General features: G+C 69.4%; 18 protein-coding genes. 8 read left to right on the top strand and 10 right to left on the bottom strand.

Going from position 1 to position 20,910, the window contains the following annotated elements; all coding sequences use genetic code 11:
• Nucleotides 1-1,956: outer membrane beta-barrel family protein (locus VGD32_RS12505; protein ID WP_331032215.1), on the bottom strand; the 1,956-nt coding region annotated here is incomplete at its 3' end.
• 240 nt (nt 1,957-2,196) lie between these two features.
• Between VGD32_RS12505 and VGD32_RS12500 the strand changes: the two genes are divergently transcribed.
• On the top strand, nt 2,197-3,837 hold the full coding sequence (locus VGD32_RS12500) for a serine hydrolase (protein WP_331032214.1): 1,641 nt from the start codon (nt 2,197-2,199) through the stop codon (nt 3,835-3,837).
• A 4-nt stretch (nt 3,838-3,841) separates the two neighbouring features.
• Nucleotides 3,842-4,690 (top strand): hypothetical protein, encoded by an 849-nt coding sequence (locus VGD32_RS12495; RefSeq protein ID WP_331032213.1) that lies wholly within the window; start codon nt 3,842-3,844, stop codon nt 4,688-4,690.
• A gap of 34 nt (nt 4,691-4,724) precedes the next feature.
• On the opposite strand, the gene VGD32_RS12490 is transcribed toward VGD32_RS12495, so the two are convergent.
• From VGD32_RS12490 to prmC, 7 genes are all read right to left on the bottom strand, one after another.
• Nucleotides 4,725-5,354, bottom strand: coding sequence for an isoprenylcysteine carboxylmethyltransferase family protein (locus tag VGD32_RS12490; RefSeq protein WP_331032212.1), 630 nt, complete (start codon nt 5,352-5,354; stop codon nt 4,725-4,727).
• Nucleotides 5,355-5,455: 101 nt separating this feature from the next.
• Nucleotides 5,456-6,013: a cytochrome b gene (locus VGD32_RS12485; RefSeq protein WP_331032211.1), complete on the bottom strand. Its 558-nt coding sequence runs from the start codon at nt 6,011-6,013 to the stop codon at nt 5,456-5,458.
• Nucleotides 6,014-6,153: 140 nt separating this feature from the next.
• Complete coding sequence (locus tag VGD32_RS12480) at nt 6,154-6,555, bottom strand: hypothetical protein (protein ID WP_331032210.1); 402 nt, start codon at nt 6,553-6,555, stop codon at nt 6,154-6,156.
• 80 nt (nt 6,556-6,635) lie between these two features.
• Nucleotides 6,636-7,346 carry a DUF4893 domain-containing protein gene (locus VGD32_RS12475; RefSeq protein ID WP_331032209.1) on the bottom strand — a complete coding sequence of 237 codons (711 nt, stop codon included), beginning with the start codon at nt 7,344-7,346 and terminating at the stop codon, nt 6,636-6,638.
• Between the two features lie 75 nt (nt 7,347-7,421).
• Nucleotides 7,422-8,075, bottom strand: a complete 654-nt coding sequence (locus VGD32_RS12470) for a DUF4893 domain-containing protein (protein ID WP_331032208.1) — start codon at nt 8,073-8,075, stop codon at nt 7,422-7,424.
• Between the two features lie 133 nt (nt 8,076-8,208).
• Nucleotides 8,209-9,159, bottom strand: coding sequence for a DUF4167 domain-containing protein (locus VGD32_RS12465; protein ID WP_331032207.1), 951 nt, complete (start codon nt 9,157-9,159; stop codon nt 8,209-8,211).
• A 295-nt stretch (nt 9,160-9,454) separates the two neighbouring features.
• A complete protein-coding gene (gene prmC, locus VGD32_RS12460; RefSeq protein WP_331032206.1) occupies nt 9,455-10,360 on the bottom strand; it encodes a peptide chain release factor N(5)-glutamine methyltransferase in 906 nt (301 codons plus the stop codon).
• Between the two features lie 83 nt (nt 10,361-10,443).
• Between prmC and VGD32_RS12455 the strand changes: the two genes are divergently transcribed.
• The 3 genes from VGD32_RS12455 (at nt 10,444) to VGD32_RS12445 (ending at nt 13,782) form a co-directional block, all read left to right on the top strand.
• Nucleotides 10,444-11,691, top strand: a complete 1,248-nt coding sequence (locus tag VGD32_RS12455) for a YihY/virulence factor BrkB family protein (protein ID WP_331032205.1) — start codon at nt 10,444-10,446, stop codon at nt 11,689-11,691.
• 170 nt (nt 11,692-11,861) lie between these two features.
• Nucleotides 11,862-12,305 carry a DUF2141 domain-containing protein gene (locus VGD32_RS12450; protein ID WP_331032204.1) on the top strand — a complete coding sequence of 148 codons (444 nt, stop codon included), beginning with the start codon at nt 11,862-11,864 and terminating at the stop codon, nt 12,303-12,305.
• 10 nt (nt 12,306-12,315) lie between these two features.
• Complete coding sequence (locus VGD32_RS12445; RefSeq protein ID WP_331032203.1) at nt 12,316-13,782, top strand: carotenoid oxygenase family protein; 1,467 nt, start codon at nt 12,316-12,318, stop codon at nt 13,780-13,782.
• Here the strand turns inward: VGD32_RS12445 and VGD32_RS12440 are convergent.
• Nucleotides 13,779-14,558 (bottom strand): LytTR family DNA-binding domain-containing protein, encoded by a 780-nt coding sequence (locus VGD32_RS12440; protein WP_331032202.1) that lies wholly within the window; start codon nt 14,556-14,558, stop codon nt 13,779-13,781. The two genes, VGD32_RS12445 and VGD32_RS12440, sit on opposite strands and share 4 nt — an antisense overlap.
• Nucleotides 14,555-15,289, bottom strand: a complete 735-nt coding sequence (locus VGD32_RS12435; protein ID WP_331032201.1) for a TetR/AcrR family transcriptional regulator — start codon at nt 15,287-15,289, stop codon at nt 14,555-14,557. Before VGD32_RS12435 ends, VGD32_RS12440 begins: the two co-directional genes overlap by 4 nt.
• A gap of 176 nt (nt 15,290-15,465) precedes the next feature.
• On the opposite strand from VGD32_RS12435, the gene VGD32_RS12430 reads away from it, so the two are divergent.
• From VGD32_RS12430 to sucC, 3 genes are all read left to right on the top strand, one after another.
• Nucleotides 15,466-17,664, top strand: coding sequence for a TonB-dependent receptor (locus tag VGD32_RS12430; protein ID WP_331032200.1), 2,199 nt, complete (start codon nt 15,466-15,468; stop codon nt 17,662-17,664).
• Nucleotides 17,665-17,797: 133 nt separating this feature from the next.
• A complete protein-coding gene (locus VGD32_RS12425; RefSeq protein ID WP_331032199.1) occupies nt 17,798-19,318 on the top strand; it encodes an MFS transporter in 1,521 nt (506 codons plus the stop codon).
• 181 nt (nt 19,319-19,499) lie between these two features.
• Nucleotides 19,500-20,690, top strand: a complete 1,191-nt coding sequence (sucC, locus tag VGD32_RS12420; protein ID WP_331032198.1) for an ADP-forming succinate--CoA ligase subunit beta — start codon at nt 19,500-19,502, stop codon at nt 20,688-20,690.
• The last annotated feature ends 220 nt before the right edge of the window (nt 20,691-20,910 follow it).

Genomic DNA, 20,910 nt, shown 5'->3' with positions numbered 1-20,910 from the left:
CGGCTGCCAGTTGAGGGTCAGGCGGCCGGAGACGCTCTCGCCCTCGCGGTCGGTGGCGCCGGGGATGCCCGAGGCGTCGATCTCCTGGCGGAAGGCGTTGATGCTGGCGTTGTAGCGAAGGGTCGGATGCAGGGCCCCGTTAGCGACCAGTTCGATGCCGGTCGAGCGGCTGGAGCCGAGGTTCTCGGGCCGGGTCAGAAAGATTCCGCCGCCGATGTCCGTTGTCACCTGGGTGAAGGCGTCCTGGGTGTCGCGGTAGTAGAGGGTGGCCTGGTAGAAGGTCTGCTGGACCCGCTTCTGCCACATGACCTCGAAGGAATCGGTCTCCTGCGGCAACAGGTCGGGATTGCCGGAGCGGTAGTTGAGGTTGTCCTGATAGGTCAGGAACGGGTTCAGGGCGTCCGGGCCGGGGCGCTGGATGCGCCGGCTGTAGCTGCCGCGCAGGGTCTCGCCCTCAGCGAGGGTGTACGACAGGTGCAGAGTCGGATAGGCGCGGAAATAGTCGTTGGACGACTGGATGTTGGTCGTCACCTGGTCGAGGTCGATGTCGGCCTGCTCCAGCCGCAGGCCGAACTGGGCCGACAGCTTCTCGCTGAACGGCTTCTCCCAGGTCGCGTAGAGGGCGTGCACAGCCTGGTCGACGTGGAACTCGTTGGAGACGATCGGGTCCGGGACGAGGGTCGTCGGGGTCGGGCCGCGCGCGAAGGCGTTGTCGAGCTCCATGGCCGAGGCCTGCAGCTCATAGCCGAGACGCAGCCGGCCGCCGTCGGACAGGGGGCGGACGTAGGCGCTGGTGATCCCCAGCAGATCCTGGTTGTTCCGGTTCTGCAGGTCCTCGTAGAAGACGGGCGCGGGCGGGACCTGCTGGTCGACGACGGTGTCGAAGCCGAAGGTGAAGCGGTTGCGGTCGACGCGGACCTCGTTCGACCATTCGTGGCCCTGGTCGTCGAAACGGCGCAACACGCGGGCCGTGGCCCCCGAGAACTGGCCGATGAAGCCGCCGGCGGAGTCGCGCCGGTAGGCGGAGGCGACGCCGCCCAGCGCGTCGTCGGCCTCATAGAGATCGACAGCCTCGGCGAGGCTCTCGACGTCGGTGTGCCTGACCTCGCCGACCAGCTGGGTCTTGCCGTCGAGATTGTGCTCGGCCGAAAGCCGAACGAAGACGACGTCGGAGGCGCCGTCGATTTCCTGGGTCTGCCGCGATTCAAGGAACTGGCCCGAGCCGGCGTCGAGCCGGGTGCGGATACGCTCTATCTCCTGCAGGAAACCGTCGTGGCGCACGCCGACGTCGGCGGTCAGCGTCGTCTTGCCGATCGCATGGGCGATGTTGCCGCCGAAATTGTAGCGGCCGTTGTCGCCGATGTTGGCGCGCAGCGAGCCTGTGGTCGTCGCCCCCGGGCGCACGGCGTTGGGCTTGGAGATCAGGTTGATCACGCCGCCGGAACCCTCGGGGCTGTAGGCCGCGGACGGATTGGTCATGACCTCGATGCGGGCGTACTGGCTAGCCGGAATCTGCAGCACCATCGGGCCGCGGCTGGGACCGTTGAACTGGGTCGAGGGCCGGCCGTCGACGAGGATGGTGACGTTGGCGTCGCCGCGCAGGCTGATGTTTCCATCGGGGTCCACCTCCACCGAGGGGATGTTGCGCAGCGCCTCGGCCAGGGTGCCGGTCTGGGCCTGGAGGTCGTCGGCGAGACTGTAGCTGACCGAGTCGATCGAGGTGCGCACGTCGGTGACGCGCCCCTGGACGACGACGTCCTCGACCGCGGCCGCCTCTTCTTCCTCTGCTTCCGGGGCGGGCGCGGCGTCCTGCGGCGGCGGCGGAGTCTGCGGCGCGGCCGGCGTCTGCTGCGGGGCCGGGGCCGGGGCCGCGGGTTGGGTCGACTGGGCGAGCGCCGCGCCGGACGAGGCGCCGAGCGCCGTGCCGACCAGCAGCAGGAAGCGGATGGAAGTCATGAGGCGCGCCCCCTGCGCAAGGTGGGCCGATGGCCCGTCAAGTTTCCTTTCCATAGCACTGGCATCGGGGCGGCCCGAGTTACATCTTTTTCATTTCATTACCGATTTTTCAGAACTGGACACATTCCCGCCGCGCCTTTGGACGCGCACGCTGGCGGGAGGAGGACTGTTCGCACGCAGGGATGACGCCGCGAGAGCGGCAGGCTAGCGTCCGGCGTCAACCTCGTCGGGAAGCTCCGCATGTCCATCCGCCTCACGCGCCGCGCCGCACTGGTGTCGTCCATCGCAGCGGGGGCCGCGCTGCCCTCGTTGTCGCACGCCCAGACGGGGCCAGCTCCCGGTGGGGAGGCGCTGGCCGAGGCGGTGGACGCCTTCGTGAAGCGGGCCATGGCGGCCTTTCCCGATCAGCCGGCGGTGTCGATCGCGGTGGTCAAGGACGGGCAGCCGGTGTTGACGCGGGGCTACGGCGTCCGCGCCCTCGGCGGTGCACCGGTCGACGAGCACACCCATTTCGCCATCGCCTCCAACACCAAGGCCGTGACGGCGGCGGCGCTGGCCATCCTTGTCGACGAGGGCAAGGTGAAGTGGGACGAGCCGGTGCGGGCCTATCTGCCCGATTTCGCCCTGTCGAAGCCCGAGCTGAACGGCATGGTCACGGTGCGCGACCTGATCAGCCACCGCATCGGCTTCGGCCTCGGCGCCGGCGACCTGCTGTTCTGGCCCAACAGCGACCGAACGCGGGCCGAGATCATGGCCGCCGTGCCGCACGTGCCGATCGAGGATCAGTTCCGCGCCAATTATCACTACTGCAACCTGATGTTCGTGGTCGCCGGCGAGGTGGTGGCGGCCGCCTCGGGGATGCCGTGGGAGGCGTTCGTGCAGACGCGGATCCTCGACCGGCTGGGGATGAGCGAGACCCTGCCGCTGATGACGGCGGCCGACCCGGCGAAGTCGGCGCTGCCGCACGGCCGCCTGGGCCCGCCGCTGCGCTATCAGGGCGAGATGCGGACCATCGGTCAGTCGATCCAGGAGGTCTGGGACTGGGCGTCGGCGGGCGCCGCCGGCGGCTTCGTCACCAATCCGGTGGACTGGGCCAAATGGATCGCGGTGCAGCTGAGGCGCGGCGAACTGCCAGACGGCTCGCGGCTGTATTCCGAGGCGCGCGGCAATGAGATGTGGAAGCCCAACATCCTCATCTCCAACTCGGCCGGACCGACGGCGGAGCTGCCGGGCCGGGCCATCGCCTCGACCTACGCCATGGGATGGCAGGTGCAGGACTATCGCGGCGAGCGGTTCATCACCCACGGCGGCGGGGCGCCGGGCTTCATATCGGGCACCGTCCTGCTCCCGGGCCGCAACGCCGGGTTCAGCTATTTCACCAACGCCGAGGAAGGCATGCTGACGCGGACGCTGCGCAGCGGCATCGCCGACATCGTCATGGGCAAGGCCGACTTCGACTGGATCGCCGACAGCGTCAGGATGCAGCGGGAAAACGATGCGAAGTCCATCGCCGCCGCGGCCGAAATCGACGCCAGACAGGCGGCGGGCGCCCCGCCCACCCTGCCGCTTGAGGCCTACGCCGGAACCTGGCGCGATCCCTGGTACGGGGACATTGTCATCGAAAGCCGGACCACTGGCCGGGGACGTTCCCGCCGGACAGGCCTGTGGCTGGCCTTTAGCCGGACGCCCTCGCTGAAGGGACCGCTCGAGGCCTATGACGGCGAGACGATGCGGACCCGTTTCGTCGACCGGCGCGAGGAGGATCTTTTCATCACCTTCAAGATCGAGAACGGAGCGCCGGTGTCGGCGACCATGAAGGCGGTCTCGCCCGACGCCGACTTCAGCTATGACTTCCATGACCTTCGGCTGAGCAAGGTTTGACCCGATGATCGCCCTCGCCCTCACCTTGTTTCTGACGACCGGGCCCATTCAGGCGCAGGACATCCCCGCCGTCTGCGATCCCGCGCCGGGGGTCGAAACCGACTGGACCGCCTGCGCCGCAGCGCTGCCCGAGGGGTCCCAACTGCAGCGGCTCGCCCGGCTGAACGGCGCCTCCGAGGCCTATCAGGATCGGGATTACGCCACGGCCGCGCGGCTGTACGACGAGGTCGGAGATTTCGGTCCGTTCGCATCCGACGTGCTGTACGCCTTCCGGGCCGACACCCGGCAGCAGGTGGGACGTGACAAGGAAGCGACCGCAGACGCGCGTGCCGCCTGGGGGTTGCTGTCCGCCGGTCCGGTCCAGGGCGCGCGCCCAACGGCCGAGGCGGAGGAGGACGATGACAGGCGGCGCTTCCTGCTGAGTCTGATCCTGCCGATCCTCAAGGCGGGCCGGGACACGGCGTTCGAGGAGGCGTTCGCCGCCTATCGCGCCATGCCGGTCAAGGACGTCGACGGCTACGCCAACCTCGCCCTCGTACTGGAGCAGCTGGGCGATTTCGACGGAGCGCTGGAAGCCAGCCTGGTGGCGGTGAAGGCGGAACCCGCCAACGCCGGCTACCTGAACAACCACTGCTACATTCTGGTCCGCGCGGGCCGCCCGGCGGAGGGCCTGCCGTTCTGCGAGAAGGCGGTGCAGGGCGCCCCGGAGATCGGCGCCGTCCGCCACAGCCTGGCCGCCGCACTCGCCGGCGCCGGCCGCTGCGCCGAGGCCGAAGCGGCGCTGGCCGAAGCCCGGCGGCTGGAGCCTGCGACGGTGCTGTACCAGCAGCCGATCGCCTGCACGCCGGAGTAGGCCGCACCGGGACGAAGGCGGTCGCCGGGCGGCTCTAGGGGAGATGGGCCCCCACCCTGAGCCAATGCGCCGCCTGGCCTGCGTCGATCAGTTCGAACAGCGGGATCGCCAGCAGGAACACCAGGCCGTCGCGGATGGTGAGCAGGAACAGCGACGGGCGGATCGTCAGCTCGTCGGCGTCGCGCCAGAGCGAGAAGCGGGGCCAGAACCGGGGCGTGCGGGCCATGTATCGCTCGTAGCTGTCGCCGAACTCGCGGAGCAGGAAGGCCTCCTCGCGCAGCACGGTGAAATGGAACACCAGCACCGCCGCCCCGACGAAGGCGGCCGCGATGACCAGGCTGCCGCTCTGGGCGCCAATGCCGAACGCGCCGACGAAGCTGAAGACATAGAGGGGATTGCGACTGAGCGAATAGGGGCCCCGGTCGACGATCTCGGCCTTCTTTCGCCCGCCGATATAGAGGGTGCACCAGGCCCGGCCGACAATGGACAGGACGATCGCCGCCAGGCCGATGGCCTCGACCGACTCGTGCCAGGGGCCGTCGATCCCGCCAATGGACTGGGTGACGACAGCCAGGGCCACGAGAGCAAGGAGCGCGACGCCCACCGCGACCTTTCGCAGCTTCTGGATCGTACCGAGTTCCAGCGGTGCGGGCGTCGGGGTCATTTCAGGTCTCCGGTTGGCGAACAGAACTGCGGAACTGTGACGGTTTCATGCCCCGGATGCAGGCCGTCGCCTGGATCTGGGAGCCGTCGCGGGCAGCCCTTTCAGGGACGACCGGGCAGCATGCGGCGGAGCGTCCCGTCCCTGAGCAGATAGTGATGCGACAGGGCGGCCGCCGCATGCACGCCGACCAGCCAGTAGCCCACGGTGGCGATCGTCGTGTGCAGGTCCTCGATTCGTTCGGCCAGCGCCTTGTCTGGGGCGACCAGGGGCGGGAGCGAGAGACCGAAGAAAGGAACCGACTTTTCCTCGGCGCTCAGCAGCATCCAGCCGAGAACCGGGAGGGCGATCATCAGGCCGTAGAGCGCGACGTGGACAGCCGCCGCCAGCATATCCGTCCAGGTTCGCGGGGGCGGGCGGCGTGGAGAGCGCGCGCGGGCGATCAGGCGCACCCAGACCAGCCCGAAGACGGACAGGCCGAGCATGAAATGCCACGTCTTCAGCGCCTCGCGGACGTCACTGCCGCGCGGGTAGAATTCGCGCAGCTCGATACAGGCGTAGACGGCGGCGAGCAGCACCAGCATCAGCCAGTGCATCGTGATCGAGAGCCGTGAAAACGCTGGCGGCGCGGGCCGGGGCGAGGCGATCGTCTGGCTGGCCATGGAAGTCGCTCCGCCGCTGAAGACGGCCAAGCTTCACACCCGGATGCATCCGGCGCCTTGTTCTGGCGCAAGCCGAACCGGCGGCGCGGCCCGCCGGCAGGGGCGGCTGCCGAATGACTCCGGGCGGCGCCGGCGGGCTGTTACTGCCCCGGTCTGCGCCCCGCTTCCAGGATGGGCATGTTCGCTTCGGTGGGGATGTAGATGACCTCGCGGCCGGGCTTGCCGGCCGTCTCCTCCAGCATGTGGATGTAGGACCAGCGCAGATAGTTCTCCGGGCCGCCAAGGCTCTCGGCCATGATCCGGTTGGCCTCGTTGGTGCCGCGGGCGCGAGCCACCTCGGCCTGGGCGGTCAGCTGGGCCGAATCGAGCGCGGCCTGCGCCTCGAGCACGCGGATGCGGCGGTCCTGCACGGCTTGCTCATAGGCCGCCTTCCCCTGCATCTGCTTCGAATAGACGTTGTAGGTCGGCAATCCGATCAGCACGAGCACGGCGACGATGACGATGGCGATGACCGAGCCGATGGTGAGGCTGAAGCCGCGCATGATGAACCCCTTGAAGATGGACGCGGGACGGTCCCGCCGTCGCAGACTCGGCGCGCCCGGGCCGGGGGTCAAGGCGGAGGTCAGGGGATCAGTTCGAGGATTTCCAGCTTGGAGTCCTGCTTCGGCCACGGCAGGACCAGACGCCAGCGCTCCGAGCCGATGCGTTCGAAGACTCCGATCTGATCGCGTTCGGGCCTCTGGCCATAGGCGGGGTAGCCGGTCTCGTCCGCGCCCCACGCCTGGGCGCCGATGAAGACGAGCCGGTCATCCGTGTCCGGGTAGAGCAGGCCCCGGGTGCGCTGCGACCCCGTGGCCTTGGTCAGGACCAGGTCGCCGCCCGGCGTAAGTTCCAGGGTGCAGCGGAAGAACGGATATTCGAGATAGCCGAGCCCGCCGGGGCCGTTCGAACCCAGCTTGATCGAGCGGCAGCGATACGATCCAGGCGGGGGCTGAAGGCGGCCGGTCTGGGCGGCGTTGGGGTCGACAAGCACCCCGAGCGCCTCGACCCGGGCGGCGAAGCCCCTCTCCTCGGCCTCGGCCCGACCCAGGCGCCAGGCCTGGTCGAGGCGGCCCAGCCGCGAAGCATCCTCGGTCGAGGCGACCGTGCGCCAGTCGGCTGAACCGCCTTGTTCGCCCTCCGGCGACGGGCCGGGACCTGCGGCGGGCGCGTCGGTCGCACGCGGCTGCGTCCCGGGGGCCGGCGGCGCCGGATCGGCGGCTTGAGGCGCGGCGGTCCGGTCGCATGCGGCGAGCAGGACGGCGAGCGTGGCGACGGCGGCGAGCGTCCGCATCGGCGGTCTCCCTTCGGTGAACCGTCTCCGAACGGCTGAATCGCGGCCGGGTTCAGGGTCTGGTTTGGGCCCGGGTCAGGCCGGGACCAGCTCGATCAGGTCGAGGTTGGATTCAGCCTGCGGCCACGGCGTGACCAGCCGCCAGCGGCGTTCGCCGATCCGCTCCAGCACTGCAATCAGGTCGCGGTCGGGACGCTGGCCGTAGGAGTTGGCGGGGGGTTCGTCGGCCAGGGCCATGGAGCCGAGCATGACCATCTGGCGGTCGTTCTCGGGGAACAGCAGGCCGGAAGGGCGCTGGCTGCCAGTCAGCTTGGTGAATTTCAGGCCCGCAGGGGTCTGTTCGATGCGGCAGGCGAACCAGCCGTAGACCACGTAACCAAGGCCCTCCTCTCCGCCTTGCGAACCCAGCTTGACGGTGCGGCAGCGATAGTCGCCCGCGGGCGGCGTCACGTCGGGCCGCTGGCTCCGGGGGTCGATGAGGTCGCCGGTCGAGGGGAGGTCGCCCGAGCCACGCTGGCGGCGGGCCTGCTGCAGGGCGAGAGACCAGGCGGCGTCGAGGCGGTTGTAGCGGTCACGGTCCGCAGCGGTGACGATGCCGCGCCAGTCGCGCAGCACCGGCCCCGAGCCGGGGCCGTCCGGACCGGGCGGGGGCGGCGGCGTCGTGGCGCAGGCGGAGATGGAGGCGGCGGCGAGGACGATCAGGACCGACGGCCGGAACAGGCGAAGCATGCGGCGCTCCCGTGGGATCGCGGACCCGCCGCCTGGCGCCAGACGCCGGCCGGTGTCCGAGAACGTACAGACGTTCCTTGACCGGTGCGGGCGAGCGGCGTCAAGCGCCCTCGCCCGCCCGGGGTCGATTTGGTCAGCCTTCGCCGGCGGAGGCCTCGGCCTTGCGGCGCGGAGCGCGGCGTTTGGGCGCGGGAGCGTCGGCCTCGCCGCCCTCGGTGCGGTCCTCCGGCGCGGGACCTGCGGCGGCGGGAGCAGCCGGGCGGGTCAGGAAGCCAGGCAGGGCGGTGGGAGCCTCGTCGGAGACGGCGGCGGCTTCGTCGCGGCGCGGGCGGCGCTCGCGTTGCGGCCGTTCGGCGCGGGCCGGCGCCGGTTCGGCGTCGCGGCTCTCCGGCGCCGTGGCGGACTCGCCCCCGTCGCCGGACGCCACGCCCTGCTCGCCTTCGCCGCGCTCGTTCTGGAAGCGCTGGTTGCGCTCCTGCTGACGGCGTTCCCAGCGTTCGCGGCGGGTTTCACGGCGGCCGCCTTCGCCGATCGGGCCGTCGCCCTCGGCGCGCGGCTCGCGCGGCTGGTCGTCACGGTCGCGCCATTCGCGGCGCGGCTGTTCCGCCTGACGATCGTTGGGACGGTCATAGGAACGGTCGTTCTGGCGCTCGTCCTGCTCGCGCTGACGGGCCTCGGCAGCGGCGACGCGGTCGGCCTCGGCCTTCTCGGCCGCCATGATGGCCGCGGCCTGGGCCCCGGTCTCGTCCTCGAAATCGATGTCGAAGCCCTGCCCCGCCAGTTCGCGCTGGGCGATTTCGGACACGGGACGCGACGGCTGCAGGGCGCGCAGCACGCGGAAATAATGTTCGGCGTGCTGGGTGTAGTTTTCCGCCAGAACACGGTCGCCGCCGGCCGAGGCGTCGCGCGCCAGCTGCATGTAGCGCTCGTAGACGGTCTGGGCGTTGCCGCGGACCTTGATGTTCTCCGGGCCCTGCGAGTCCCAGGACCGGTTCGGGTTGGTGGCGTTGGCGTTGCCGCCCCCGCCGCCGCCGGGCTTCCTGTTGCGTCCGCGCTGACGCTTCATGCCCTTGAAATCTCTCATCGGACGCTACCGTGCTTTGTGAGGGGACGGGCGGGCCTGCGAGATGCAGCCTGTCGCCGTCCGTTTCGTCGTTCCGCTTCGCGCGAGGCCAATCCCCGCTGACGATGTAATCGGAAATCCGTCGCCGCCCCGTGGTCCGCCTGACCGGATGGCCAGACCGTCACTGCCCTGAGCGCGCGTGAATGGGCCTGAAGCGGTCCAAGTCGTGCGATTGGGTGGGAGACAGGAGATACCTAGCGCGCCCCGCCGCCGTTTCCAAGGGGATTGTTCGTCGCGCCGCCGTCGCGCGGCCGTCTCACATCTTCGGCACGGGATTGGTGCGCGGGTCCGGACCGTTGGTGACGACGCGATCGCGATCGGACAGGTCCTTGACGACGATGACGTCAGCAAAGCCCGCCGCTTCGAACAGGGCCTTGACCTGTGGGCCCTGGTCCCAGCCGATCTCGACCGCGAACAGGCCGTCCGGGCGCAGGATGCGGCGGATCTCGGGGGCCAGTTCGCGATAGGCCTGCAGACCGTCCGGGCCGCCGTCGAGGGCGAGATGAGGATCGTGGTCGCGCACCTCCGGGTCGAGGCCCGGGATATCGCCCGACGGGATATACGGCGGGTTGGAGACGACGACGTCGAAGCTGTGGTCGGCGAAGCCGGCGGCCCATTCCGTGCGCAGGAAGGTCGCGCGGCCGTCGAGGTCGAGATTGGCGGCGTTCTCCCTCGCCACGGCCAGGGCCTCCGACGAGATGTCGGTGCCGACGCCGCGCGCACCGGCCCGCTCGGCGAGGGTCGCCAGCAGGATGGCGCCGGAGCCGGTCCCAAGGTCGATCATCTCGAAAGCCTTGCTGGGCGGATACGCCAGCAGGACCACGTCGAGGATGGCCTCGGTATCGGGGCGGGGGCTGAGCACGTCCGGCGTGACGTTCAGCATGATCTTCCAGAAGCCCTTGCGGCCGAGGATGCGCGACACCGGTTCGCGGCGCAGGCGGCGCTCGACGAAGCCTTCGAGGGCGGCCTGCTGGTCGGACGTCACGGCGCGGTAGGGATCGGTCAGGATGTCGGTCCGCGAGCAGCCGGCGGCGACCTCGAGCAGCAGGCGGGCGTCGATCGACGGGCTGTCGATGCGGCCGGCCTTGAGCCGGGCGGCCGCGGCTTTCCAGGCTGTCAGAAGGGTCGGGCCGGAGGCGGTGTCGGGACGGGCGTCGCTCATGCTCTGGCCTTGGCGCGGGATTGCGCGGATATCAAGCGGCGCGGCGCCGGAACGCCGCCTCGATCGGAGCCGTTGTCGCCCCCATGCAGAGAAAGATCGGGCAGGAGGATTCGGAACGCCGGGGCGGTCCCGGCCCCTGGGGCATGGTCGGCGCCTTGGTCGGTGCCCTTGTCGCGGGGGCGGGGGCGGCGCACCTGCTCTACCGCCACGGCCACCGTTACGGGCTGGAGTTGCGCCGGCCGCGTCCGGAGCCGGTCGCCCCCCGCCCGCCGGTTCCCGAGGATTTCGAGGCGAAGGAACCGGGACGGGGCCGACTGGCGCGACGGCCCGAACATATTCCCCACAAGGGCTGGATCGACATCTTCTGGCGGGTGGGCATGTCGTATTTCGGCGACCGGGTCGGCTTCATCGCCGGCGGAGTGACCTTCTTCGTGGTGCTGTCGCTGTTTCCAACGCTGGCGGTCTTCGTGACCGTCTATGGCCTGTTCTCCGATCCGAGCGACGTCGTGGGGCGGCTGTACTTCCTCTATTCCGTGATGCCGTCAGGCGTGGCGGGGTTCGTGTCCGGCGAGATGCAGCGGCTGGCGGATAATTCCAACACCCAGCTGACCTTCACCCTGCTTTGGACCCTCGCCCTGTCGCTCTGGACGGCGAACGGAGCGATCAAGGTGCTCTTCTACGGGCTGAACATCGCCTATCACGAGGTCGAGCGGCGCAACTTCTTCACCTACAACCTGCTGTGCCTGGCCTTCACGGTGACCGGCCTGGGCGCCATCCTCATGACGGCGGGCCTGGTGGTCGGCGTGCCGTTGGTGCTGGGATATTTCGGCCTCGCCGACGAGTGGGCCTACCTTGCGCCCCTGCGCTGGCCGCTCTTGCTGCTGGTCTATATCGCCTCGCTGACCATCGTCTATCGACTGGGTCCCTGCCGCCAGCGGGCGCGCTGGCGCTGGCTGACCCCGGGCGCGCTGTTCGCCTCGGTGCTGAGCGTGATCCTGTCCCTCGGCTTCAGCTGGTACCTGCAGACCTTCGTCAAGGTGGACTCCTATGGTCCGCTGGCGGCGATGATGGGCTTCCTGCTGTGGACCTGGCTGAGCGTGCAGATCATCATCATGGGGGCCGAGCTGAACGCCGAGGTCGAGCACCAGACGGCCATCGACACCACCACGGGCGAGCCGGCCGCGCTGGGTGAACGGGGCGCGGTGGTGGCCGATACGGTCGGGCCGCGCCGGGGCAACCTGGCCGCGCTGGCTTTCACGCTGAAGCACGCCGAGGCGCTGTCGGACCGGTTGCTGAAGCGGCGCATCCGGCAAGCGCCGCCGGGACCCTGAGCGGGAGTCTCCGACGGGCGGTCGTTCGCGCTTCGTGAACGGACGCCCGCCGCCGTTCACGAAGGCGCGGCGACGATCGCCGCATCCGGCGTGGCGGACGGTGGGAGGCGCGGACAGTGTCGGCGGGTCGAGGCCCGGCTGTCGGGTCTCCCTCCGGTACGAGAGACGTCATGATCCGCCTGCACCCAACCACCCTGTCCGCGGCCGCCGCCGGCTTGCTGCTGCTGTCCGGCCCTGTCCTGGCCCAGGACGCGGGCGGCGACGGGACTGTCACCCTGACCTTCGAGACCGGCGCGCCAACCGGGGCTGTCATGGTCGCCCTCTACGACTCGCCCGCGGCCTACAGCGGCGGCCGGCCGGTCGGGCAGGTGAAGCTGGACGTCGCCGCCGGCGAAACCATCGCCACCTTCGAGGGCCTGCCGGCCGGCGACTATGCGGCCAAGGCCTTCCATGACGTCGACGGCGACGGCGAGATGAACCTCAACCCGTTCGGCATCCCGAGCGAGCCTTACGCCTTCTCGAACAATGCGGTCGGCAACATGGGGCCGGCGAGCTGGGAGCGCGCCCGCTTCGCCGTCTCGGGCCCGGTCGCCCAGACCATCCGGCTTCGGTGAGGAGACCGCGATGACCCCCTCCCGCCGCAACATCCTGATGGGCGCGGCCGCCCTGTCAGCCGCCGTCATCACCCCGGAGACCGTCCGGGCCATGGCCGCCATGCAGGCCACAGCCGACTGGGCTCTGGCCACGGCCGATCTGGAGTCCGACGTGGCTCCGCGGGCGATGCGGCTGGTCCACGGCCGCGCCCCCGCCGATCTGGCCGGGACGCTGTTCCGCAACGGGCCTGGCAAGTTCCGGCGGCCCGGCGGCAGTGTCACCCACTGGTTCGACGGAGATGGCCTGATGCGGGCGTTCCGCATCGCGGATGGGCAGGTGACGATGGAGGCGCGTTTCGCCGACACGCCCAAGCGACGCTACGAGACCGAACTGGACGCGGTGGTCACGCCCGGCTTCGGCACCGTCGGCGATCCCCGCGCGCGCATCGGGCTGAACGACGACGCCAACGCGGCCAACACCGCCGTCATGGTGGCCGGCGACGAGGTCTGGGCGCTGTGGGAGGGCGGCTCGCCGATGGCGATGGGCCGGTCCGACCTGTCGACGCGCGGCTTCGTGACCCTGCGCGATGACCTGAAGGGCATGCCCTTCCAGGCGCATCCGCGCTACGACCCCGACGGCACGATCTGGAACATGGGGCTGAACGGCGGGCGGGCGATCATCTGGCGGCTCAACGCCGACCGCAGCCTGCACACGGCGCAGCTGATCGACCTGCCGCGCGCCTGCTTCATGCACGACTTCACCGCCACCGCACGGAGCCTGATCCTCGTACTGCAGCCGTGGGTGTTCGACCGCCCCGGCATGCCCTACGCCTCCCAGTTCGCCTGGCGGCCCGAACTGGGTACGCAGGTGATGGTGCTGGACAAGGCGGACCTGAGCCGGCGGCGGATCTTCGAACTGCCGGCGTTCAGCTATTTCCATCTTGGCGACGCCTGGGAGGACGCTTCGGGGACGATCCGCTTCGATGTGGCGGCCGGAAAGGACGTGGCCTTCGCCATCGACGGCGCGCGGGTTCTGGTCGAGCAGCGCGGGACCGTGCCGGGCGAACACGCCGTGCTGAAGCTGGTGACCCTGCATCCGGACGGCCGCGCCGGGATGACGTCCAGCGGCGTAACCGCGGAGTTTCCGAAGAACGATCCGCGCAGGGCCGGCCTGCCCCGGGCGCTGACCGTCCACGTCGCCGGCGAACGCCCGGACCGGCCGCTGCCGACGGGCCTGGCGACCTGGAACTGGGACAGCGGGACCTCGGACTACTTCAACTTCGGCGTGACGCAGATCGTCGAGGAGGCGGTGATCGTGCCCAAGCCCGGCCGGACCGGCGAGACGGAAGCATGGCTGGTCGCTCCGTCGATCAACCTCCCCGAAGGCGTGACGGAGCTGCATGTGTTCGAGGCCGCTCGGGTCGCGGACGGGCCGGTCGCGACCTGGCGCGCCGACGTGGCCCTGCCGGCGGGTTTCCACGGCGTGTGGGCGGCCTAGTACCAGCCGGCCTCACGCAAGGCGCGCGCGTACCGGCGGCTGACGGGCGCCGAGAGGCCGCCCTCCAGCGTCAGGGTGGCCCGGCCGTCGCCGCGCGCCACCCCGCGCACGGCATCCTTCGCCACCCACCAGCTGCGGTGGGTCTGGGCCCCCTCCAACCCTTCGAGCTCCACCAGGGCGTCAGACAGCCGCATCAGGATCAGGTCGGAACCGCGGTCGGTGTGGACGCGCAGATAGTGGTCCTCGGCCTCGACGGCGCGCAACGTCGCGCCGCGCAGCTTGAATGGCAGGCGGCCGAGGAAGCGGGCGGGTGCGGCGCCGGCGGGGGCGGCGTGGGTCTGCACCGGGGTGCGGGACAGGAAGACGTTGAGCGCGGCCAGCACGCCGGTGACCATGGTCACGGGGCCGAGGAAGTCCGGCAGCCGGGCCAGGATCACTGACCGGTCGTCGTCGAAGAACCAGCCGGTGACCGCCCAGACCATGATCGACAGCGGGCCCGATATGACCAGCGTCAGAATCAGCGTCGCCAGCCACGGCCGGCGCTCCATGTCGACCCGTCCCTCGACCAGCCGGGAGCAGAGGTGCCCCCACACGGCCCCCATGAGCATCATCGGAAACCAGTAGGCGAGCCGGAATCCCAGCGAGACCTCGTCCATGCCGAACGCGCCGGTGAAGGCGAGCACGACTGCGCCGGCCAGCGCCACCGACACGCCGCGGATCAGGCCGCGGTCGACCGCCACACGCACCACGTTCCGCGTCGGCGCCGCCTCGCTCATCGGTCCGCCGGCCCGCCGGAGTCCGGACCGCAGACGGCGCGGAAGCCGGCCGCCGCGAAGCGGATCATATAGTCACAGGCCGCCTCCAGGTCGCCGGATCGGCACAGGCCGCCGGACAACCGGTCGAGCCGGCCGGTCTCGCCCAGCGTCAGGGTCAGGGCGCCCGACAGGTTATGGTAGGCCCAGTACAGATCGACTTCGCGCGCCCCGGGCATGATCTGTTTGATCAGTTCGATCAGCCGGCGGATGGCGGGGTCGAAATAGCGCGCCATGGTCTCGCCGCCGAAGGTCGGGTTGGCGTTGGTCTGGGCCACCAGGGCGGCATAGTGCTTCCAGCCCGGGCCGCCCTTCAGCGACCACTGGAACGGCGGGCGCAGGAAGGCTTCGAACAGCCCCTCCAGCGTCATGCCCCCGGGGCCCGGATCGCGGGCGTAGCGGTTGATGGCGTCCACCCGCTCGTTGTTCCAGACCTCGGCCCGGCGCAGGAAGACGGCGTCGAACAGGCCCCGCTTGGCCCCGAAATAGTAGTGCACCAGGGCGGTGTCGACGCCGGCTTCGCGCGCCACCTCCCGGATGGTGACGCCGTAGAAGCCGTGCTTGGAGAACAGGTCCTCGGCGGCGTCGAGGATGGACTCCCGCGTATCAGCGGTTCCCTCGGCCTTGGCCTTCGACGGGCGGCCACGCCGCGCGGGCGCGGCGGACTGTGGTGCAGGCGCGTCGAGCTTGGTCATGTCGGCACGCTAGGCTGCGTCAGGCCGTAATGGCAACGGCGCCACAGGTCCCCACGGGGACGTCCGCGGACAAGCGCCACCGTTTGACAGCCGGGGGAAAACGGTTACGGTCCCGGAAAATCATTGAACGCTGAATAAAAGCGTCTCGGGCTGGAAACATTGGAATGGGGCTTCACATGAACCGCTACGTAAAGACCGCCTTGCTCGCGGGCGCCGCCTGGAGCGCGCTTTCGACCGTGGTGCTGGCGCAGGACGCCGTGCCGCAATCCCAGGACACCGCCGTCGACGACGTCATCGTCACGGCCCGCCGCCGCGATGAAGCGCTGAAGGACGTGCCGATCTCGGTTTCGGCCCTCGGCGCCGAACGTCTCGAAGAGACCGGCGCCTCTGACATCACCGCCCTGCAGCAGCAGACGCCGAACGCAACCGTGCAGGTTGCGCGCGGATCGAACTCGACGCTGATCTCCTTCATCCGCGGCGTCGGCCAGCAGGATCCGCTGTGGGGCTTCGAACCGGGCGTCGGCCTGTATGTCGACGACGTCTATGTCGCCCGCCCGCAGGGCGCCGTTCTGGACATCTACGATGTGCAGCGCATCGAGGTGCTGCGGGGACCCCAGGGTTCGCTGTACGGCCGCAACACGGTCGGCGGCGCAGTGAAGTACGTCACCTCGCGCCTGTCGCAGGACCCGGAGCTGACCCTGCGCGGGGCCTACGGCAGCTACAACCAGATCGACCTGATGGCCTCGGGCAGCGTGCCGCTGGCGGACAATTTCCGCATCGGCGGCGCCATCGCCAGCTACCAGCGCGACGGCTACGGCGAGAACCTGAACACCGGCGCCGAGCACTACAACAAGGACGTGCTGGCCGGCCGCATCAGCGCCGAGTGGGAGCCGCGCGACGACATGTCGATCCGCCTGGCCTACGATCGGGTCGAGGACGATTCCAATCCCCGCCACGGCCACCGCGAAGTGGCGGGTGTCGGGCCGGGCGCCGGCGTGCCGGACAGCGTCTACGACACCTACGCCGGCATCGGTGACGAGAACTCGGTGATGAACCAGGGCTTCTCGGCCACGGTGCAGCTGGACCTCAACGACAACTGGACGTTCAAGTCGATCACGGCGTGGCGGGAGGGCGAGACGGATACCGTCATCGACTTCGACAACACGCCGGCGCCGACGCTGGACATCCCGGCCTACTACGCCGACGACCAGCTGACGCAGGAGTTCCAGTTCCTGTTCGACTACGACCGCATCCAGGGCGTGATGGGCTTCTTCTACCTCGACGGCCACGCCGAGGGGGCCTTCGACACCATTCTGGGCAACGCCGGCATCGTCATCGGCACCGGCGGCTCGGTGAACACCGAGAGCTGGGCCGCCTTCGCCGACGTCAACCTGGACCTGACGGATCGCCTGCACCTGTCGCTCGGCGCCCGCTACACCCTGGACGACAAGACCGGAACGGTGTTCCGCGCCAACTACCTGGGCGCCACCAACAGCCCGCTGCTGGGGGGGACGCCCCGGGCGCCGCTGCTGGTCCGCACCAACTATACCAACAGCAACGATTTCGATCAGTTCACGCCGCGGATCGCCCTGTCCTATGACCTGACCGACGACCTGACGACCTACGCGTCGTTCTCGCAGGGCTTCAAGTCGGGCGGCTTCGACATGCGCGGCGACGCCGTCTTCACGCCGGACACGGTCAACGGCTACGAGCCCGAGACGGTCGACTCCTACGAGGTCGGCCTGAAAGGGGCGCTGGACCGTCTGTCGTTCGCGGCCTCGGTCTTCTACAACGAGTACCAGGACCAGCAGGTCACGACCCAGGTTCCGGCCGTCGGCGGCATCGCCAGCTTCGTCGACAACGTGGGCTCGTCCACCTTCTTCGGGGCCGAGTTCGAAGGCCGTCTGCAGATCCTCGACAACCTCGACGCCAACTTCGCCGTCGGTTACCTCGAGTCCGACTTCGAGGAGTTCCTGCGCTACAATCTGGCGCTGGGCGTCTACGAGGACATCTCGGACCTGGTGGTGCTGCAGAACGCGCCGAAATGGACGGGCTATTTCGGCCTGACCTGGCGCGGCGACGTGGCGGGCGGCGAGATCGCCGTGACGCCGTCGGTGTCGTACCGCGACGACTACAGCCAGTTCGAGTTCCCCAATCCGATCCTCGACCAGGAGGCCTATGCGCTGGTCGACCTGTCGGTGGTCTGGACCGATCCGAGCGACCGCTTCACCGTCGGCCTGTACGGCAAGAACCTGACGGACGAGGAGTACCGGGTGGGCGGCTACAACTTCCCGGGCGCGCTCTTCAACAACTCGATCATCGGCTACTACGGCCCGCCGCAGACCGTGACCGCCTCGCTGCAGGTCAAGTTCTGATCCGAAAGACTCCTGAAGCCTGATCGCATCTGATCACGGGCGGCGGTTCACCTGAGCCGCCGCCCTTTTTCTTTTTACGCGGCCCCACGGCCCCGCTACCGTTCCGCCAACAAAGAAGACCAAGGGAAACGCCATGACCGCCACGGACGCCCCCGCCCCCGGGCAATCGCCCGTCCGCCCGGGATACCGCTACTACATCCTGGCGATCCTGATCCTGGTCTACATGCTGAACTTCCTGGACCGGCAGATCATCGGCATCCTGGCGGCGCCGCTGAAGGAAGAGTTCGGCATGTCGGACAGCCAGTTCGGCCTGCTGGGCGGCATCGCCTTCGCCTCGGTGTATTCGACCCTCGCCATCCCGCTGGCCTGGCTGGCGGACCGCTACAGCCGCGTGTGGATCATGACGGGCGCCCTCACGGTCTGGTCGGGCTTCACGGCCCTGTGCGGCATGGCCGGCTCATTCACCCAACTGTTCCTGTTTCGGATGGGCGTCGGCGTCGGCGAAGCGGGCGGCGTGGCCCCGGCCTATTCGCTGGTGGCGGACTATTTTCCGCCGAACCAGCGCGCGCGGGCGCTGGCCGGCTTCGCCTTCGGCATTCCGCTGGGCACCGCCGCCGGCACCCTCGTCGGCGGCCTGCTGGCGGACGCCTATGACTGGCGCACCGCCTTCATCGTCGTCGGCCTGATCGGCGTGCTGCTGGCGCCGGTATTGCGCCTGACCGTTCGCGATCCGCGGCGCGGCGGCACGGACGCCGCCAGGACCCAGGCCCAGACCGACGCTATAGCCGCGGCGCCGGTGGTCGGCTCCGGTCGGGCCGGATACGTCGCCGCCCTGATCATGCTGGGGCTCGCCGCCGGCGCGCTGGGCCTCGCCGCCCTGATCCGTTTCGCCGGTCTCGACATCGGCAACCCTCTGGTCTTCGCCTTCGGCGGCCTGCTGGCGCTGGTCATCGGCGTCTCGCTGATGATCGCCCGCCGTACGGCCTCGGCGGTGCTGCCCAAGCCCAGCTTCTGGCTGCTGGCGCTCGGCGCCGCCTCCTCGTCGGTCTGCGGCTATGGCGTCGCCGGCTGGCTGCCGCTGTTCTTCATCCGCAGCTTCGACCTGACGCTGAAGCAGGTCAGCTGGTATTATTCGGGCATCGCCCTGATCGGCGGCATGCTGGGAATCTGGCTGGGCGGCATGGTCGCCGACAAGCTGAGCAAGAAGGGCAAGGGGGCCTACCCGCTGACGCCGGCGATCGCCTTCCTGATCTCGGCCCCCCTGTTCATCGCCGCGATGAATTCCCCGTGGCTGATCGGTCTGGTGCTCCCGGGCGGCGGCAGCCAGGTGCAGCAGCTGACCCTGGCGTTCCTGATCTTCCTGCTGCCGACTGGTCTGAACCTCGCCTGGCTGGGCCCGGTCACCGCCTCGATCCAGCATCTCGTGCCGGCGCCGATGCGCTCGACCGCCTCGGCCCTGTTCCTGCTGTTCAACAATCTGCTGGGGATCGCCGTCGGCTTCTATTATTTCGGCTGGATGAGCGACCTGCTCGCCCCGCGCTTCGGCGAGGAGAGCCTGCGCTGGGCGATCTACACCGGCATGGGCTTCTATGTGCTGGCGGCCCTGCTGCTGATCGGCGCCTCGAGAACCCTGAAGCACGACTGGGTCGACTGATCCGCAGGCGCGCCCTTTCTTTCAGCGCGCCGTGAAATTGTACGAACGTCGGGCGGCGGCCTGCCGTCCGGGATGGTTCGGGCGGGAACGACGTCGGTTCGAGCCCCGCCCGGTTGCACCTGCGAACGGCGCGCGCCTATAAGCCCCGCAATCCTCCCCCCAAGCGGTCAGGCGTCGATCCATGAACATTCACGAGTATCAGGCCAAACAGGTCCTGAAGGGCTTCGGCGCCCCGGTCGCGGCCGGCGTCGCCATCACCTCGGCCGACCAGGCCGAGGCGGCAGCGAAGCAACTGCCCGGGCCCCTGTATGTCGTGAAGTCGCAGATCCACGCCGGCGGGCGCGGCAAGGGCCGGTTCAAGGAACTGCCGGCCGACGCCAAGGGCGGCGTGCGCCTGGCCCGCTCGATCGAGGAGGTCGTGGCCAACGCGAAGGAGATGCTCGGCAATACGCTGGTGACCGCCCAAACCGGCCCGGCCGGGAAACAGGTCAACCGCCTGTACATCGAGGACGGCGCCGACATCGACCGCGAGCTGTACTGCTCGCTGCTGGTCGACCGATCGACCGGCCGGGTCTCCTTCGTGGTCTCGACCGAGGGCGGCATGGACATCGAGGCGGTCGCCCATGACACGCCCGAGAAGATCGTTACCATCGACATCGATCCGGAAGCCGGGGTGACACCCGCCAATGTGGCCGAGATCAACGCCGCCTACGGACTGACCGGACCCGCCGCCCAGGACGGCGAAACCCTGTTCCCGACCCTGTACCGGGCCTTCATCGAGAAGGACATGTCGATGCTGGAGGTCAATCCTCTGATCGTCATGGAGAACGGCCGCCTGCGCGTGCTGGACGCCAAGGTCAGCTTCGACGGCAACGCCCTGTTCCGCCACCCGGACATGCTGGCCCTGCGCGACGAGACCGAGGAAGACGCCAAGGAGATCGAGGCCTCCAAGTGGGACCTCGCCTACGTCGCCCTGGACGGCAACATCGGCTGCATGGTCAACGGCGCCGGGCTGGCCATGGCGACGATGGACATCATCAAGCTGTACGGCAAGGAGCCGGCCAACTTCTGCGACGTCGGCGGCGGCGCCAGCAAGGAGAAGGTGGCGGCGGCCTTCAAGATCATCACCGCCGACCCCGCCGTGCAGGGTATTCTGGTCAACATCTTCGGCGGCATCATGCGCTGCGACGTCATCGCCGAGGGCGTGGTCGCCGCGGTGAAGGAAGTGGGCCTGAAGGTGCCGCTGGTCGTGCGCCTCGAAGGCACCAACGTCGAGCTGGGCAAGAAAATTCTCAACGAGAGCGGCCTCGCCATCACGGCGGCGGACGATCTCGACGACGCCGCCCAGAAGATCGTCGCGGCGGTCGGCTGAACCAAGTGTCGGCAGCCCTCGCATTTGTGGTGTTGGTCGGAGGTGGTCCTGTTGGGGCCCCGCAGAACGTCGACGCGCGTCTGGAAGCGTTTCAGCAGTTTTGCCTGCCACACAGACTTGACCCACAAGCGACGGTGGTGGCGTTCGAACGGGCCGGTTGGCGGATCGCGACCGAGGAAGCTCATCCGGAGCTTCCCGCCTTGCTTCGGCTAGATCGCGA

This window comes from Brevundimonas sp., assembly GCF_036402095.1.
Taxonomy (GTDB): domain Bacteria; phylum Pseudomonadota; class Alphaproteobacteria; order Caulobacterales; family Caulobacteraceae; genus Brevundimonas.
Note: the sequence above shows the minus strand (reverse complement) of the source record. Positions and strands in the feature narration are given on the sequence as shown.

Bases quoted from the DNA above. Each gene is read 5' to 3' on its own strand.
- VGD32_RS12470 (WP_331032208.1), bottom strand. From the start codon at position 8,075: ATGCTTCGCCTGTTCCGGCCGTCGGTCCTGATCGTCCTCGCCGCCGCC.
- VGD32_RS12455 (WP_331032205.1), top strand. From the start codon at position 10,444: ATGCAGAGAAAGATCGGGCAGGAGGATTCGGAACGCCGGGGCGGTCCC.
- VGD32_RS12465 (WP_331032207.1), bottom strand. From the start codon at position 9,159: ATGAGAGATTTCAAGGGCATGAAGCGTCAGCGCGGACGCAACAGGAAG.
- VGD32_RS12450 (WP_331032204.1), top strand. From the start codon at position 11,862: ATGATCCGCCTGCACCCAACCACCCTGTCCGCGGCCGCCGCCGGCTTG.
- VGD32_RS12445 (WP_331032203.1), top strand. From the start codon at position 12,316: ATGACCCCCTCCCGCCGCAACATCCTGATGGGCGCGGCCGCCCTGTCA.
- VGD32_RS12430 (WP_331032200.1), top strand. From the start codon at position 15,466: ATGAACCGCTACGTAAAGACCGCCTTGCTCGCGGGCGCCGCCTGGAGC.
- VGD32_RS12485 (WP_331032211.1), bottom strand. From the start codon at position 6,013: ATGGCCAGCCAGACGATCGCCTCGCCCCGGCCCGCGCCGCCAGCGTTT.
- VGD32_RS12425 (WP_331032199.1), top strand. From the start codon at position 17,798: ATGACCGCCACGGACGCCCCCGCCCCCGGGCAATCGCCCGTCCGCCCG.
- VGD32_RS12495 (WP_331032213.1), top strand. From the start codon at position 3,842: ATGATCGCCCTCGCCCTCACCTTGTTTCTGACGACCGGGCCCATTCAG.
- VGD32_RS12435 (WP_331032201.1), bottom strand. From the start codon at position 15,289: ATGACCAAGCTCGACGCGCCTGCACCACAGTCCGCCGCGCCCGCGCGG.
- VGD32_RS12440 (WP_331032202.1), bottom strand. From the start codon at position 14,558: ATGAGCGAGGCGGCGCCGACGCGGAACGTGGTGCGTGTGGCGGTCGAC.
- VGD32_RS12490 (WP_331032212.1), bottom strand. From the start codon at position 5,354: ATGACCCCGACGCCCGCACCGCTGGAACTCGGTACGATCCAGAAGCTG.
- VGD32_RS12480 (WP_331032210.1), bottom strand. From the start codon at position 6,555: ATGCGCGGCTTCAGCCTCACCATCGGCTCGGTCATCGCCATCGTCATC.
- VGD32_RS12500 (WP_331032214.1), top strand. From the start codon at position 2,197: ATGTCCATCCGCCTCACGCGCCGCGCCGCACTGGTGTCGTCCATCGCA.
- VGD32_RS12475 (WP_331032209.1), bottom strand. From the start codon at position 7,346: ATGCGGACGCTCGCCGCCGTCGCCACGCTCGCCGTCCTGCTCGCCGCA.
- prmC (WP_331032206.1), bottom strand. From the start codon at position 10,360: ATGAGCGACGCCCGTCCCGACACCGCCTCCGGCCCGACCCTTCTGACA.
- sucC (WP_331032198.1), top strand. From the start codon at position 19,500: ATGAACATTCACGAGTATCAGGCCAAACAGGTCCTGAAGGGCTTCGGC.